The 16,473-nt window shown below is 49.7% G+C and carries 11 protein-coding genes, 2 tRNA genes and 1 pseudogene; 13 read left to right on the plus strand and 1 reads right to left on the minus strand.

The genetic code is table 11. The annotated features are described in order from the left end of the window. Positions 1–8 precede the first annotated feature (8 nt). From ftsH to pnp, 13 genes and pseudogenes are all read left to right on the plus strand, one after another. Positions 9–1,973 carry an ATP-dependent zinc metalloprotease FtsH gene (gene ftsH / locus ACFQ1C_RS06495; RefSeq protein ID WP_379557782.1) on the plus strand — a complete coding sequence of 655 codons (1,965 nt, stop codon included), beginning with the start codon at positions 9–11 and terminating at the stop codon, positions 1,971–1,973. A gap of 70 nt (positions 1,974–2,043) precedes the next feature. Next, a complete protein-coding gene (gene folP, locus ACFQ1C_RS06500; RefSeq protein ID WP_379557783.1) occupies positions 2,044–2,877 on the plus strand; it encodes a dihydropteroate synthase in 834 nt (277 codons plus the stop codon). Between the two features lie 4 nt (positions 2,878–2,881). Next, positions 2,882–4,207: a phosphoglucosamine mutase gene (glmM, locus tag ACFQ1C_RS06505; protein WP_379557784.1), complete on the plus strand. Its 1,326-nt coding sequence runs from the start codon at positions 2,882–2,884 to the stop codon at positions 4,205–4,207. 229 nt (positions 4,208–4,436) lie between these two features. After that, positions 4,437–4,784: a preprotein translocase subunit SecG gene (secG, locus tag ACFQ1C_RS06510; RefSeq protein ID WP_379557785.1), complete on the plus strand. Its 348-nt coding sequence runs from the start codon at positions 4,437–4,439 to the stop codon at positions 4,782–4,784. A gap of 9 nt (positions 4,785–4,793) precedes the next feature. After that, a tRNA-Leu gene (locus ACFQ1C_RS06515) sits at positions 4,794–4,880 on the plus strand. A gap of 57 nt (positions 4,881–4,937) precedes the next feature. After that, positions 4,938–5,014: transfer RNA gene (locus ACFQ1C_RS06520), tRNA-Met, on the plus strand. A gap of 208 nt (positions 5,015–5,222) precedes the next feature. Next, positions 5,223–5,681: a ribosome maturation factor RimP gene (rimP, locus tag ACFQ1C_RS06525; RefSeq protein ID WP_379557786.1), complete on the plus strand. Its 459-nt coding sequence runs from the start codon at positions 5,223–5,225 to the stop codon at positions 5,679–5,681. Between the two features lie 14 nt (positions 5,682–5,695). Then, positions 5,696–7,198 carry a transcription termination factor NusA gene (nusA, locus tag ACFQ1C_RS06530; protein ID WP_379557787.1) on the plus strand — a complete coding sequence of 501 codons (1,503 nt, stop codon included), beginning with the start codon at positions 5,696–5,698 and terminating at the stop codon, positions 7,196–7,198. A gap of 19 nt (positions 7,199–7,217) precedes the next feature. Continuing rightward, positions 7,218–9,917 (plus strand): translation initiation factor IF-2, encoded by a 2,700-nt coding sequence (infB, locus tag ACFQ1C_RS06535; RefSeq protein WP_379557788.1) that lies wholly within the window; start codon positions 7,218–7,220, stop codon positions 9,915–9,917. 127 nt (positions 9,918–10,044) lie between these two features. Next, positions 10,045–10,485, plus strand: coding sequence for a 30S ribosome-binding factor RbfA (rbfA, locus tag ACFQ1C_RS06540; protein WP_379557789.1), 441 nt, complete (start codon positions 10,045–10,047; stop codon positions 10,483–10,485). Positions 10,486–10,487: 2 nt separating this feature from the next. Further along, entirely contained in the window at positions 10,488–11,423 is a 936-nt protein-coding gene (gene truB / locus ACFQ1C_RS06545; RefSeq protein ID WP_379557790.1) for a tRNA pseudouridine(55) synthase TruB, read from the plus strand. Between the two features lie 437 nt (positions 11,424–11,860). Further along, positions 11,861–12,130 (plus strand): 30S ribosomal protein S15, encoded by a 270-nt coding sequence (gene rpsO, locus ACFQ1C_RS06550; protein WP_379557791.1) that lies wholly within the window; start codon positions 11,861–11,863, stop codon positions 12,128–12,130. A gap of 234 nt (positions 12,131–12,364) precedes the next feature. After that, a pseudogene (pnp, locus tag ACFQ1C_RS06555) lies at positions 12,365–14,617 on the plus strand (polyribonucleotide nucleotidyltransferase); the annotation flags it as partial. A 477-nt stretch (positions 14,618–15,094) separates the two neighbouring features. On the opposite strand, the gene trhP reads toward pnp, so the two are convergent. Then, positions 15,095–16,465 (minus strand): prephenate-dependent tRNA uridine(34) hydroxylase TrhP, encoded by a 1,371-nt coding sequence (gene trhP / locus ACFQ1C_RS06560; protein WP_379557792.1) that lies wholly within the window; start codon positions 16,463–16,465, stop codon positions 15,095–15,097. Positions 16,466–16,473: the final 8 nt, after the last annotated feature.

Here is a 16,473-nt window from a genome sequence, read left to right on the forward strand (position 1 = left end):
TTAGTAATTTGAGTGACATGGCGAAAAATTTGATCCTGTGGTTGGTCATAGCCGTGGTGTTGATGTCGGTATTCCAGAGCTTTAGCCCAAGCGAGCCGAGTGGAAGCCAAACGGACTACACTACCTTTGTACAGGAAGTAGCCCAAGGGCAAATTCGAGAAGTACGCATCGACGGTAAAACCGTTAACGGTGTTAAGCGCAGTGGTGATCGATTCACGACAATTTTGCCTGCGCAAGATCCACAATTGTTAAACGATTTGTTGAATAACAACGTGCGAGTCGTGGGCGAGAAACCAGAAGAGCCCAGCCTGCTGACCTCTATCTTTATTTCATGGTTCCCCATGTTGTTATTGATTGGTGTGTGGGTGTTCTTTATGCGCCAAATGCAAGGCGGTGGCGGTGGTAAAGGCGCCATGAGCTTTGGTAAGAGCAAGGCGCGCCTCATGGGCGAAGATCAAATTAAAACTACGTTTGCCGATGTAGCCGGTTGTGATGAAGCTAAAGAAGACGTAGCCGAGCTGGTTGATTATTTGCGCGACCCAAGCCATTTCCAGAAGTTGGGTGGGCGTATTCCTACCGGCATTTTGTTGGTGGGCCCGCCTGGTACCGGTAAAACGCTATTGGCCAAAGCCATTGCTGGCGAAGCTAAAGTGCCATTCTTTACCATTTCAGGCTCCGACTTCGTTGAAATGTTCGTCGGTGTAGGTGCATCCCGCGTGCGCGACATGTTTGAGCAGGCGAAAAAGTCTTCACCCTGCATTATTTTCATCGATGAAATTGATGCGGTTGGTCGTAAGCGTGGCGCTGGTATGGGTGGCGGTCACGATGAGCGAGAGCAAACCCTTAACCAGATGCTGGTTGAAATGGACGGCTTTGAAGGTAACGAAGGCGTAATCGTGGTGGCGGCAACTAACCGTCCCGACGTATTGGACTCGGCGTTACTGCGCCCTGGTCGTTTCGACCGCCAAGTAGTAGTGGGGCTGCCTGACGTACGTGGCCGTGAGCAAATACTTAAAGTACACATGCGTCGCGTACCCTTGGGTGATGATGTTAAGGCGAGTGTTCTTGCCCGTGGTACTCCGGGCTTCAGTGGTGCGGACTTAGCGAACTTGGTGAACGAAGCGGCCTTGTTTGCGGCTCGTTCTTCTCGACGCGTAGTGTCGATGGATGAGTTTGAAAAGGCAAAAGACAAGATCATGATGGGTGCTGAGCGCCGTTCTATGGTGATGTCTGAGTCTGAAAAAGCCATGACTGCGTATCACGAAGCAGGTCACGCTATTGTGGGGCGCATGGTGCCAGAGCATGATCCGGTTTATAAAGTGTCGATTATTCCTCGTGGTCGCGCCTTGGGTGTGACTATGTATCTGCCCGAGCAAGATCGCTTTAGTTACAGTAAGCAGCTGTTAGAGTCGATGATTTCTAGCCTATATGGTGGCCGGTTGGCCGAAGAGATTATCTACGGCTTCGATAAGGTAACTACAGGTGCGTCTAATGACATCGAGCGTGCCACCGACTTAGCGTACAAGATGGTGACGCAGTGGGGGTTGTCTGAAAAGCTAGGACCTTTGCTGTACGCGGAAGAAGAGGGTGATGTGTTCATGGGCGGCTCTGGGGGCAAGGTGAAACACATGTCAGATGAAACCGCTAAGGCGATAGACTCTGAAGTGAAAGAACTTATTGAGCGTAACTTCCAACGTGCCAAGAAAATATTGCTGGATAACGTCGATATACTGCATGCCATGAAAGATGCGCTAATGAAGTATGAAACCATCGATGCCAAGCAAATTGATGACTTGATGGCACGTCGCGAAGTTCGGGCTCCAGCCGATTGGATTGAAGAGTCCGACGATAAGCCACAAGGACCTACCGCGACTTCGGATGATGAAGCAACGGACAAAGAAGCGGATAAAAACCCGCAGCCTAAGTCAGAAGCGCCTGATCTGAATAAGCCAAGTGATATCACCGGTCATTAATATTTTGTGATAAATTAAGCCCCGAACATCCCCTGTTCGGGGCTTTTTTATTTGAAGAGAATGTCTTGTTATGCTGTTATCGAGCTCATCCAAAACGCTAGATTTATCTACTCCTTGCATCATGGGAGTGCTTAACCTGACTCCAGACTCTTTTTCTGATGGCGGCCATTTTGTTGCTCAAGACGCCGCGTTACGCCATGCCGTGCAGATGGTTAACGACGGTGCCGTCATTATTGATGTGGGAGGGGAGTCGACACGTCCAGGCGCAGATGCGGTCGCTGAGCAGCAAGAACTAGACCGTGTCATTCCCGTGATAGAGTTATTACGCAAAGAGCTGGACTGCTGGATATCGATTGATACCAGCAAGGCAACAGTCATGCTGGGTGCAGTAACAGCAGGGGCTGACTTAATTAATGATATTAGAGCTCTTCGTGAACCTAATGCGTTGCAGGTTGCCGCACAAAGCGGTGCTGCTATTTGCCTGATGCACATGCAAGGGCTGCCTAGAACTATGCAACAGGCACCAAATTATGATGACGTGACCGCAGAGGTGGCCGCGTTCTTACAACAGCGGGTGCAAGCTTGTGAGCAAGCAGGAATTAGCCGGCAACGGCTTTGCCTTGATCCTGGCTATGGTTTTGGTAAGCAGCTAGCGCATAACTATGAATTATTGGGTAAGGTCGGGCAGCTGCATCAGTTGGGGCTGCCTTTGCTGGCGGGAATGTCGCGCAAGTCGATGCTAGGGCAGTTATTGAGTCGAGAAGTCGACCAGCGTTTAGCGGGAGGTCTGGCAGCGCATTTATTTGCGCTAAGTCAGGGCGTACAAATACTGCGGGTTCATGATGTAAGAGAAATGGCTGATGCCATGAGAGTATGGCAATACGCCAAGCATTATCAGGGATAATATAATGAGCAGAAAATATTTTGGTACCGACGGTATACGCGGCCGAGTCGGTGATTACCCCATCACTCCCGAGTTTGTGATGAAATTGGGTTGGGCTGCGGGTAAGGTCCTGTCAAAAACGGGCACCAAAAAAGTACTGATTGGTAAAGACACGCGAATTTCTGGCTACATGCTCGAATCTGCACTGGAGGCGGGATTGTCAGCCGCAGGTCTACAAGCGGCTTTGCTTGGGCCGATGCCAACGCCTGCGATTGCCTATTTGACGCGTACTTTTAGGGCGGAAGCCGGCATTGTGATCAGCGCATCGCATAATCCTTATTACGATAACGGTATCAAGTTTTTCTCTCATGACGGTACCAAGCTGCCCGATGAAGTAGAGCTGGCCATTGAAGCTATGCTAGATCAGCCCATGGATTGTGTGGCCTCAGAGCAGCTGGGCAAGGCGAGCCGTATTACTGATGCGGCGGGCCGTTATATCGAGTTTTGTAAAAGTACCTTTTCTTCCGAAATGCACCTAGATGGCCTGACCATAGTGATAGATTGTGCTCATGGTGCCACCTATCACATAGCGCCGGCAGTATTTAGCGAGCTGGGTGCTAAGGTGATCCGCATTGGTTGTGAACCTAATGGTGTTAATATTAACGATAAAGTGGGCTCTACCGCTCCCGAGGCGTTAATTGCCGCAGTGCAAGAGCACGGTGCCGATTTAGGCATTGCGTTTGACGGTGATGGGGATCGCTTGGCCATGGTTGATCATACCGGCGCTTTGCTCGACGGAGATCAGCTACTCTACATAATGGCGCAAGATGCCATTAAGCGTAACGCCTTAGGGGGCGGGGTGGTCGGCACATTAATGACCAATATGGCACTCGAGTTAGCATTAGCGAAACAAGATATTCCCTTTGTACGGGCTAAGGTCGGTGACCGCTATGTGCTAGAGCAATTAAAACTACACGGCTGGAAGTTGGGTGGAGAAAACTCAGGACATATTATCAGTCTGGATTACAACACCACCGGGGATGGCATTGTCGCCGCCTTACAAGTACTGCGGGTGATGGCGTCTGGCGGTCAAAGCTTGCAAAGTTTAGGGCAGCTGTTACCCCTTTATCCTCAAGTGCTAAACAATGTGCGTTTTCAGGCAGGTACCGATCCGCTTAATAACAGCGAAGTAAAACGCCGAGTGGCCGTTGCCGAGCAAGAGTTAGCAGGAGCAGGACGAGTATTATTGCGCAAGTCTGGCACCGAGCCGCTGATCCGCGTCATGGTAGAAGGGGCAGAGCTAGAACAAGTGAGTCGCCTAGCGCAATATATCGCCGACGCAGTTGAGTAATTGAATGTGAGGGGTGAGGCGAAAAGAGTGTGGAGTCCCTACTCTTTACACTTTACCCCTCACTGTTCCCGTTTATTTGGTGATGGAATCTTCTTTTTTGATGGCTTTTCGCTCATTCGCGCTGTTTTTTGAAAATTGCGCTTGTATCCGGTGAGTCGTCTCGCTAGTATTAGCCCCGCTCCGGACAGCAGTCTGATGCGGGGCTCAGACGTCAAGCAAGGGTAGGCTGATGTACGAAATTCTTTTAGTGGTGTATCTGCTTATCGCGCTAACCTTAGTTGGTTTAGTGCTGATGCAGCAAGGTAAGGGTGCCGATATGGGCGCTTCCTTTGGAGCAGGTGCCTCCAATACAGTATTTGGCTCAGGTGGTTCAGGTAACTTTCTTACGAAAGCAACTACGCTACTAGCAGCCGGTTTCTTTGTAGTGAGCTTGGCGTTGGGTAATTTATCCAGCAACAGCAGCACTCAGGGAAGCGAATGGGAAGACCTTTCTGTTCCCACAGTGGAAGAAAGTGTTATCCCAGGTAATGCTCCTGTTGATGTTATTAAAAACGAAAACAGCGACGTACCAAAATAAAAAGTTTTTGCCGTGGTGGTGGAATTGGTAGACACGCTATCTTGAGGGGGTAGTGCCTGTATGGGCGTGCGGGTTCAATTCCCGCTCACGGCACCAAAATTGAGTTAAGTTGAGTTTAAAACCCAAATTGACTATAATTTTTACGTTTTCGGACGCGGGATGGAGCAGTCTGGTAGCTCGTCGGGCTCATAACCCGAAGGTCGTCGGTTCAAATCCGGCTCCCGCAACCAAATCCTCACATTTATTGCAGCTTGTTACTATTAGGCTTTTGTAATGGTTAGTGTGATAAGTGGTTGTCGCAAGGCAACAGTCAGGGTCCAGGTGAATAGCCCCGATTTGAAGATCGGGGCTTTTTTTTATCTGCACTTTAGTACCAATATTATATTGGTGCACATTCACTGGGCTGCGAGCCCTTTTTTTGTTTTCGGAGGGGTAGCTTTGGCTACATTGGAACAACGACTGACCGAGATGCTAACAGAGCCGGTTGAGGCTCTTGGCTTTGAATTGTTGGGGCTCGAGTATATACGTGCCGGGCAGCATTCGACCTTACGTTTGTATATCGACCATGAAAACGGTATTGAAGTATCAGATTGCGCCGATGTAAGTCGGCAAGCAAGTGCCGTGTTAGATGTGGAAGATCCCATTTCTACCGAATATGATCTGGAAGTGTCTTCTCCGGGTATGGCTCGCCCCCTGTTTAAGCCGGCTCATTATCAGGCCATTATTGGTCAGCAGGTAGAGTTATCCCTGCGTATGGCGGTGAACAACCGTCGTAAATTGAGCGGACTTCTGGTGGCGGTAGACGACACCATGATCAGTCTGGAGGTGGAAGGAACCGTGTTTCCCGTCGCCTTCGCTAATATCCAAAAAGCACATCTGGTTCCGAACTTTGACTAACGAGGCGGTCGGACATGAATAAAGAAATATTACTGGTGGTTGATGCCGTTTCTAACGAAAAGGCAGTACCACGCGAAAAGATTTTTGAGGCGCTGGAAACAGCGTTGGCTACGGCCACCAAAAAGAAATATGAAGGTGATATCCTAGTACGAGTCGAAATTGACCGTAAAAGTGGTAACTTTGAAACCTTCCGCCGTTGGCAAGTAGTGGAAAGTCAGGAAGTTCTGACCAATCCTTACGCCGAGATTACGTTGGAAGCTGCACAAATTGATGAGCCGGAAATCCAGCTCGGTGAGTTTGTAGAAGATGACATCGACTCGGTTACTTTCGACCGCATTACCACCCAAACTGCGAAACAGGTTATCGTACAAAAAGTACGCGAAGCCGAGCGCATGCAAGTGGTTGAGCAGTTTAAAGACCAAGAAGGTGAAATTATTACCGGTGTAGTCAAAAAGGCGACGCGTGAGAACGTCATTTTAGACTTAGGTAATAACGCTGAAGCCGTTATCTTCCGTGAAGATATGCTGCCTCGCGAAACTTTCCGCAGCGGTGACCGAGTACGTGGTTTACTATATGCCGTGCGTCCAGAAGCACGTGGTGCTCAGCTATTCGTTAGCCGTAGCAACCCCGACTTCTTGAAAGAGTTGTTTCGCATTGAAGTGCCAGAGATTGGTGAAGAAATTATCGAAATCATGGGTGCTGCCCGTGATCCAGGCAGCCGTGCCAAAATCGCCGTTAAAACCAACGACCGACGTATCGATCCTATCGGCGCTTGCGTTGGTATGCGAGGTGCCCGAGTTCAGGCGGTATCTGGCGAGCTAAATGGCGAACGTGTTGATATCGTGCTGTGGGATGATAATCCTGCGCAACTGGTGATCAACGCCATGGCACCGGCTGACGTTGCTTCCATCATTGTGGATGAAGATGCCCATTCCATGGATATTGCCGTGGAATCTGGCAATCTTGCCCAAGCGATTGGCCGTAATGGTCAAAACGTGCGTTTAGCCGCCCAGCTTACTGGCTGGGAACTGAACGTAATGACGGTAGAAGATTTGCAGAGCAAGCATCAGGTTGAAAGCGACAAGATCATTAATCTGTTTATCCAGCACTTGGATGTGGATGACGATTTTGCAGCCTTACTGATGGAAGAAGGTTTTTCTTCATTAGAAGAAATTGCCTATGTGCCGGTCAGCGAGCTGTTGAGCGTAGAAGGCCTAGATGAAGAGATGGTGGAGGAGCTGCGTAACCGTGCCAAGGCTGCCCTGACGACTCGGGCGCTAGCGCAAGAAGAATCATTCGAAGGGGTTGAGCCAGCAGAGGAACTGCTCGCACTGCCCTCCATGACCCGGGAGCTGGCGTATGCGCTTGCCGCCCGTGGTGTTGCGGAACTGGAACAACTAGCAGAGCAGGGCATAGACGATCTTGAAGGAATTGAAGATCTGAGTGAAACCCTAGCTGGGGAGCTGATTATGGCAGCCCGTAATATCTGTTGGTTTGGAGACCAGACCGAAGAATAAGTTCAGCGGAGGTAAATGAATGGCAGAAGTTACATTATCGCAGCTCGCCAGCGACATAGACACATCAGTTGACCGTCTAGTACAGCAGTTTCGCGAAGCCGGTATGGAAAAATCAACCGGCGATATGGTATCGGAAACCGAAAAGGCCGATTTGCTGACACATTTGAAAAAACAGCATGGCGCTGAGGCAAACGAACCCAAACGGATGACGTTGCAGCGCAAAACCATGAGCACATTGAATGTGCCCGTGGTGGGTGGAAAGAGCAAGGCTGTTCAGGTTGAAGTGCGAAAGAAGCGTACCTACGTAAGACGCGATACTGCTGAAGAAGAGCAGCAGCGTCAGCAGGAAGCAGAAGAGCAAGCGCGTCTGGAAACAGAAACGCAGGCTCGCCGCGAGACCGAAGAGCAAGTTAAACGTGAAGCACAAGAAGTGGCTAAACGTGAAGCGCAAGAAAAAGCCAAGCATGACGCGGAAGAAAAAGCCCGCCAGGCTCAGCTGCAAGCTCAGAACACCAAAGAGCAGGGGAAAACAGCCCCCAAAAGCAAAGAGCAGAAAAAGGTGGACGATATGGCGAAGAGCGAAGCAGAAAAATTGAAGCAGCAGCGTGAACAAGAAATTTTGCGCAAGGCCGAGCAAGATGCCAAAGAAAAAGCGGAAGAAGTGCGCAAACTGGCTGAAGTAAACGAAAAACGTTGGGCTGAAGAAGCTGCAGCGAAGAAGCCAGAAGATGCCGACTACCATGTTATGACTAACCCTCATGCCAAGGCCGCGGAAGACGAAGCAGATAAGACTGAAGAAAATAAAGCACGCCGTAGCACCGGTGGCAAGAAACGCAAAGGCGGTAAGAACAAAGAAGACCGCGAGAACCGTGAAAGCCGCAACGAGCGTCTGCGCAAAGGCAAGCGCGCCAAAGTAATGATGCCCAATTCAATGAAGCATGACTTCCAAAAGCCTGCTCAAACGGTTAACCGTGATGTTGAAATTGGCGAAACCATTACTGTAGCCGAACTGGCTAACAAAATGGCCGTTAAGGGTACAGCCGTCATCAAGGTGATGATGAAGATGGGCGCTATGGCGACCATTAACCAGGTTATCGACCAAGAAACCGCGCAGTTAGTGGCGGAAGAAATGGGACACAAAGTGATTCTACGTCGTGAAAACGAATTAGAGCAGCATGTGTTGTCTGACCGTGATACCGATGCCGAGCGTCAAACTCGTGCGCCAGTGGTGACTATCATGGGTCACGTTGACCACGGTAAAACCTCTACACTGGACTATATTCGTCGCGCTAAAGTAGCGTCTGGCGAAGCCGGTGGAATTACCCAGCATATTGGTGCCTACCACGTAGATACCGAGAATGGCTCTATCACTTTCCTGGATACCCCAGGCCACGCGGCGTTTACGTCAATGCGTGCTCGTGGTGCCAGTGCAACCGATATCGTTATCTTGGTAGTGGCGGCGGATGATGGTGTAATGCCACAAACCGTCGAGGCTATTCAGCATGCGAAAGCGGCCAATGTGCCGTTGATCGTTGCTGTTAACAAGATGGATAAGCCCGAAGCGGATATCGATCGCGTTAAGAGTGAGTTGTCTCAACACGGCATCATGTCGGAAGACTGGGGCGGCGAAAACATCTTTACCTATATCTCGGCTAAAACCGGTGATGGTATTGATGATTTGTTAGAAGCGGTATTGCTGCAAGCTGAAGTATTAGAGCTGAAAGCGATATACGATGGCATGGCATCAGGTGTGGTCATCGAGTCTCGCCTAGATAAAGGCCGTGGCCCAGTAGCAACAGTACTGGTACAGGAAGGTACGCTGAACCAAGGCGATATAGTACTGTGTGGCCTAGAGTATGGCCGAGTGCGTGCGATGCGTGATGAGTTAGGTCGCGACGTTAAAACTGCCGGTCCGTCTATTCCAGTAGAAATTCTGGGCTTGTCGGGCGTACCTTCTGCTGGTGATGAAGCCACAGTAGTACGCGACGAGAAGAAAGCACGTGAAGTAGCGCTGTATCGTCAAGGCAAGTTCCGTGATGTGAAACTAGCGCGTCAGCAGACCGCTAAGCTTGAAAACATGTTTGCGAACATGGAAGAAGGCGAAGTGGCTGAAGTGAACTTGGTACTGAAAGCAGACGTACAAGGTTCTCTTGAAGCGATTGCTGAGTCGTTGCAGAAACTGTCTACCGACGAAGTTAAAGTGAAGATCATTGGCTCTGGCGTAGGTGGTATTACCGAAACTGACGCCAGCTTAGCGGCAGCTTCGAATGCTATTATCTTGGGCTTTAACGTACGTGCCGAAGCTTCTGCTCGTAAGATGATTGAAGCTGAAGAAATCGATCTACGTTACTACAGCGTTATCTATGAATTGCTGGACGAAGTGACACAGGCCATGACTGGCATGTTGGCACCTGAGTTTAGACAAGAGATTATCGGTTTAGCCGAAGTACGCGACGTGTTCCGCTCGCCTAAGTTTGGCGCAGTGGCCGGTTGTATGGTTACCGAAGGTAACGTTAAACGTAGCAACCCAATTCGGGTATTGCGTGATAACGTGGTAATTTACGAAGGCGAACTAGAATCGCTGCGTCGTTTTAAAGACGATATGCAAGAAGTGCGTAATGGCATGGAATGTGGTATCGCCGTTAAGAACTACAATGATGTACGTGTAGGCGACCAGATAGAAGTCTTCCAGATTATAGAAGTACAGCGCACCCTATAAGGGAGACGCCGACCTAGCACCGCTAGCGTCGAAAGGGCTTGCAGCCCGCTTTAGGGCTGCACTCTTTTGTCACCTAATTTGATACTAAGGGGCCTAAAGGCTCCTTTTTTAATGGGAAAACAGCATTATGGCTAGAGAATTCAGCCGTGCCCGCCGGGTTGGGCAGGAATTGCAAAAAGAAATTGCGATGATCCTGCAGCGGGAAATTAAAGATGACCGTCTAAAATTGGTTACGGTATCCGGTGTCGACTTATCTAAAGACTTAAGTACTGCTAAAGTATTTGTCACCTTTTTAGAAAACGATCCAGCAAAAATTACCGAAGGCATGAAGGTCTTGAAAGATGCCAGTGGTTTTATTCGCACCCTAGTGGGTAAAGCGATGCGCCTGCGTGTCACGCCTGAGCTGCGCTTTGCCTACGATCAAAGCTTGGTGGAAGGGGTGCGTATTTCTACCCTGGTTTCTAGCACCATTGCCGAAGATAAGCGTCGTATACAAGAAAGCGGTCGCAGCGGCGAAGAGCAGGCTCAAGACCAAGAACAAGAACAAGATCAAGAGAAAAAGGATTAATAATGGGGCGTCAACGTCGATTTCGTGGTCGTGAGGTAGACGGCATCTTGTTGTTAGATAAGCCTGAGGGCATTACCTCTAACGATGCCTTGCAACAAGTTAAGCGCATTTATGCTGCGGCCAAAGCGGGGCACACCGGAGCACTAGATCCATTAGCCACCGGTATGTTGCCCATTTGCTTAGGCGAAGCCACTAAGTTTTCTCAGTTTTTGCTGGAAGCGGATAAACGCTATCGCGTGGTTGCCAAATTAGGACTGCGTACTAACACCAGTGATGCCGATGGCGAGGTGGTTGAAACCCGTCCGGTTAATGTGACTGAGGAGGCATTAATTGCGGCGCTGGAGCCATTTCGTGGTCAGAGCCAGCAAGTTCCCTCCATGTTCTCTGCGCTTAAATATCAAGGTAAGCCCTTGTATCAATATGCCCGTGAAGGCATAGAAATACCGCGAGAGTCGCGTTCTATCACTGTGTATGAGCTCACGCTGATTCGCTTTGAAGGAGACGAAGTGGAGCTGGAGGTTCACTGCAGCAAAGGCACCTACATTCGTACCATCGTTGATGATTTGGGTGAAGTGCTGGGCTGTGGTGCGCATGTGGCGGTGCTGCGCCGCTTAGCGGTTGCGACGTATCCCGCCGAGCGGATGGTGACTCTTGAGCAGCTGGAATGCATTCTTGAAAACTGCCGCACGCAAGAGATTGCTCCTCGCCTTGAGCTAGATCCCTTGTTGTTGCCGATGGAGACTGCCGTAGCTAGTCTGCCAGAAGTACACATGTCTGAGTTGGTGGCCGGTTATATCAATCAGGGCCAAGCGGTTCAGGTCTCGGGTGCGCCTACAGACGGGCAGGTAAGAATGACGGTGGGAGAGCAACACCGGTTTATTGGCGTTGGCGAAATTGACGACGATGGCAAAGTGGCACCTAAACGCTTAGTGCGTTAATAGCGATTAAAGACTTCTTTGCCACGGAAGAAACACGGAACGCACGGAAAATTAAGCTGAGATAAGAGCGAAAATTACTAAGATATTTTATTGGTAAGAGCAAGCCATTAGGGTAGCGTGTAGCTGAGTGTTGGCAGGTAACCAAGCGGTCAGCGCTAAAGATGACAAAGAGCTATATTTGATTTGGCTTCAGGCTTAGCGCTATATTTTAGGTCTTAAAAATAAAATATATTTCCGAACTTATCTTTATTTTTCCGTGTTCTGCTGTGGGTTCCGTTGCAAAATCTTTTTGAACCTTGCGACCGTTAAGTCATTCTTTTGTTGGCAACGCCATTTTCTGGTTGCCAACACTGGCTTAACTGATAGAATGCGCGCTCGCTTTCCGGCTGAATTAGTGATCGGCTGGAAAAAACATTCATCTCTTTGGAGTACAAAAGATGTCACTAAACGCTGAAACTAAAGCCCAAATTGTTGCTGACCATGCACGTGGCGAAGGCGACACAGGTTCACCTGAAGTTCAGGTTGCCCTGCTGAGCGCACAAATCAATCACCTGCAAGGTCACTTTAAGCAGCACATCCATGATCACCACAGCCGTCGTGGTCTGCTGCGCATGGTATCCCAGCGTCGTAGCTTGCTGGACTACCTGAAGCGTAAAGAAGTAACACGTTACAGTGCACTGATCGCCAAACTGGGTCTGCGTCGTTAATCGACACATTCAGTTTAATAAAAAAGGGCCCTAGGGCCCTTTTTTGTTGCCTGATTTTCACCGTAAGGCATGAACCGTGAGGTAGAGAGGAGAACCCTCGTACTTTTGGACCGGGTGGGCTACGTCTCATTCTTCACGTCTTATACTTCACCTGCTTCGCGCTGTGCTTTAATCCATAATAAAGTATACTGTTGAGCTAAATTAAAAGACCAAGCATATTAAGGAATCTACAACGTGAATCCTATCGTGAAAACCTTCCAGTATGGTCAACATACGGTAACTCTTGAGACTGGCGTAATGGCTCGCCAGGCGAGTGGTGCTGTTATGGCCAGCATTGGTGATACCGCCGTATTAGTAACGGTTGTTGGCAAGCGTGATGCAGATGAAAGCAAAGACTTTTTTCCGCTAACGGTTAACTACCAAGAGCGTACCTATGCCGCCGGTCGTATTCCTGGCAGCTTTTTTAAACGTGAAGGCCGTCCAACGGAAGGTGAAACACTGACGTCGCGGTTGATTGACCGCCCAATTCGTCCGTTGTTTCCCGATGGGTTCAAAAACGAAGTTCAGGTTATTGCGACCGTGGTTTCGGTTAATCCTGAAATTGCCCCTGACATTGTTGCGCTGTTGGGTACATCCGCGGCCTTGGCTATTTCTGGGCTGCCGTTTGCAGGCCCGATTGGTGCTGCGCGCGTAGGCTACATGAACGGCGAATACGTACTTAACCCAAGCATCAGTGAGCTAGAAAACAGCGAACTGGACTTAGTGGTTGCCGGTACCGAAAATGCAGTGCTGATGGTTGAGTCTGAAGCGAATATTTTGCCAGAAGACGTAATGCTAGGTGCGGTAGTGTATGGTCACGAGCAGCTAAATACTGCGGTACAGGCCATTAAAGAGTTTGCCGCAGAAGTGGGTACGCCCTCTTGGAACTGGCAGCCAAAAGCTGAAAACGAAGCACTGAAAGCCCAAGTAGCGGAACTGGCGAGTGATGAGTTGGGCGAAGCCTATCGCATTACCGATAAAACCGCGCGTCGCGATGCAATCAGCGCTATTAAGGCGAAAGCATTAGCCGCAGTCTTAGTGAGCAACCCCGAGCAAAAGGCCAAAGAAGTACAAGAGCAGCTGGGTAAGCTTGAGAAGCACATAGTGCGTGGTCGTGTAGTACGTGGCGAGCCGCGTATCGACGGTCGCGAACCCGATATGATCCGTGCACTTAACGTAGCCACCGGTCTATTGCCGCGTACTCACGGCTCTGCATTGTTCACCCGTGGTGAAACTCAGGCGTTGGTTGCGGCCACTCTGGGCACCGAGCGTGATGCACAGATGATTGATGAGTTAACAGGTGCCCGCACCAACCGCTTTATGCTGCATTATAACTTCCCTCCCTATTGTGTTGGTGAAACCGGTATGGTTGGCAGCCCTAAGCGTCGTGAAATTGGTCACGGTCGTTTGGCTAAACGCGGTGTTGCAGCCGTTATGCCAAGTGCTGAGGTGTTCCCATACACGGTACGTATCGTTGCCGAAATTACCGAGTCTAACGGTTCGTCCTCTATGGCTTCTGTATGTGGTACCTCACTGGCACTAATGGATGCCGGCGTACCCATTAAAGCGTCTGTGGCCGGTATTGCCATGGGCTTGGTAAAAGAAGGCGAAGACTACGTGGTACTGTCCGACATTCTGGGTGATGAAGATCACTTAGGCGACATGGACTTTAAAGTAGCCGGCACCACGCAAGGCATTACTGCTTTGCAGATGGACATTAAAATTGAAGGCATCACTAAAGAAATCATGGAAAAGGCGCTCAAGCAGGCTCGTAATGCCCGTTTGCACATCTTAACTGTGATGGACGATGCGTTGCAGGCGCCACGTGAAGAGATTTCTAACTTTGCACCGCGCATTCATATCATCAAGATCAATCCTGAGAAGATCCGTGATGTGATTGGTAAAGGCGGCGCGACTATTCGTGCACTGACCGAAGAAACCGGCACCACCATCGAACTAGATGATAACGGTACCGTTAAAATTGCCGCAGTAGATGGCGAAGCCGCTAAACTTGCTATTAGCCGCATTCAGCAGCTAACTGCAGAAGTGGAGCCGGGCACTATTTATCAAGGTCAGGTCGTTCGTTTAGCCGACTTTGGTGCCTTCGTTAACATCCTGCCAGGCAAAGATGGCTTGGTGCACATTTCTCAAATTACCGAAGAGCGTGTTAAAAACGTATCGGATCATTTGAGTGTGGGCGACACCGTTAAGGTGAAGGTATTAGAAGTTGACCGTCAGGGTCGTATTCGTTTGTCTATTAAAGAAGCGAAAGATCCTGAAGTGGCAGCTGAAGCACCAGCCGACGTGGCACCAACTGAAGCTGCACCAGCAGCCGCTGAAACAGCAGTGCCTACTGAAGCAGCTAAAGTAGCCGCGCCAGTACAAACTGCAACACCAGCTCCTGCTCAGCCAGAAGCTGCAGCACCTGCTAACAATGACGAGAAGCCAGCTGAGTAATTAGCCTTTCGTTATTGATAGCCGCAAAAAAGCCGAGACAACAGTCTCGGCTTTTTTATGGATGCAATTCAGCGCCAAGCATCAGGCGCCCGACGCTCAGCTAAAGATAAATACCGCTTAGTGAAAGCGGTAAGCCGTCAGCTTTCAGCGATCAGCGATCAGCTACAGATAACATCAAAACCGGTTCCGTGTTTTGTTTTTACCTGAGGGCTGAAAGCTTACCGCTGACAGCGGCAGTTCGCCGCCTTACCGGGCTCGCCCCGATATCTGCTTTTATGTATTAAACCCTCAAGCAGATCCTGATCTACGTCAGGAAGACGGCATGAACACAAACCCCGTTCTTGTTGGCTCTTCGCCCTATGCCGTCTTGCCGGGCTCGCCCCGGTATCTGCTTTAGGATTGATTTAAAGACTTACAGCGAATGACGTAAAGCGTACGGCCGTTTTTATCTGACAGCTATTAATGCGGTTATTTTAAATGGCGTAACAAAATCGCGAAGTCGGCATTTATGTCTTGGGCTAAGGGTATGTAAACTACATGGCCGCTGCCGGGCGCGACGTCTACTAGCTCACCTTTGCGGTTTTTAATCTGCTCTAGGGTAAAGGTAATATTACCGGCCGGCGTCATTAGCTCTAACTGATCGCCTACCATAAACTTATTTTTCACCTCAACCTGAACCCAATCACCATCGCGCTTGGTAATGTCACCCACAAACTGCTGGCGGGTCGATACCGAATGACCGATTTCGTAGTTCTGATAATCACTGTGGGCATGACGCTTTAAAAAGCCTTCGGTGTAACCACGGTGCGCTAGGTTCTCTAGTGTACTCATTAAGCTGGCATCAAACGGCTTGCCGGCAACGGCATCGTCGATGGCCTTACGATACACTTGGGCGGTACGAGCCACGTAATAAAACGACTTAGTACGGCCTTCAATTTTTAACGAATGCACGCCCATTTGCGTTAAGCGCTCTACATACTGCACCGCACGTAAGTCTTTAGAATTCATGATGTAAGTGCCGTGCTCATCTTCATAAGCCGCCATATACTCACCCGGGCGGTTACTTCCTTCCAATAATACCGGGTGTTCATAAGGCGCACCGGCGCCCAGTGTGGGGGTAATAGTTTCTTGTGCGGGGTCGATTTTTTGCACGGCAATTGGCTCTTGCTGATGCACAATTTGGCCTGCATCGTCTTCTTTGGCGTCGTGCACTTTATATTCCCAACGACAGGCGTTAGTACAGGTGCCCTGATTAGGATCGCGCTTATTGATGTAGCCCGATAACAAGCAACGGCCAGAGTACGCCATGCATAATGCACCGTGTACAAACACCTCGAGTTCTACTTTGGGGCACTGGGCGCGAATTTCTTCAATTTCTTCTAGGGATAGTTCCCGCGATAAAATCACGCGCTCAATACCGTAATCTTGCCAAAACTTCACCGACGCCCAGTTAACCGCGTTAGCCTGCACCGACAGATGAATGGTCGCGTCAGGGAAATGCTCACGCACCAGCATAATCAGCCCCGGATCGGACATAATCAACGCATCTGGGCCCATCTCGATTACGGGCTTCATGTCACGGATAAAGGTTTTTAGCTTGGCGTTATGGGGCTGAATGTTCACCACCACATAAAACTTTTTGCCCAGCGCATGGGCCTCATCGATACCTATTTTAAGGTTTTCGTGATTAAACTCGTTATTACGTACCCGCAGCGAATAGCGCGGCTGACCGGCATACACGGCATCGGCACCATAGGCAAAGGCATAGCGCATGTTTTTAAGGGTGCCCGCAGGCGAGAGTAGCTCGGGAGTAAACGTAGGGGATGCGGCGTCGGACATTAATATAA

This window comes from Oceanisphaera ostreae (assembly GCF_042676125.1).
GTDB lineage: Bacteria > Pseudomonadota > Gammaproteobacteria > Enterobacterales > Aeromonadaceae > Oceanimonas > Oceanimonas ostreae.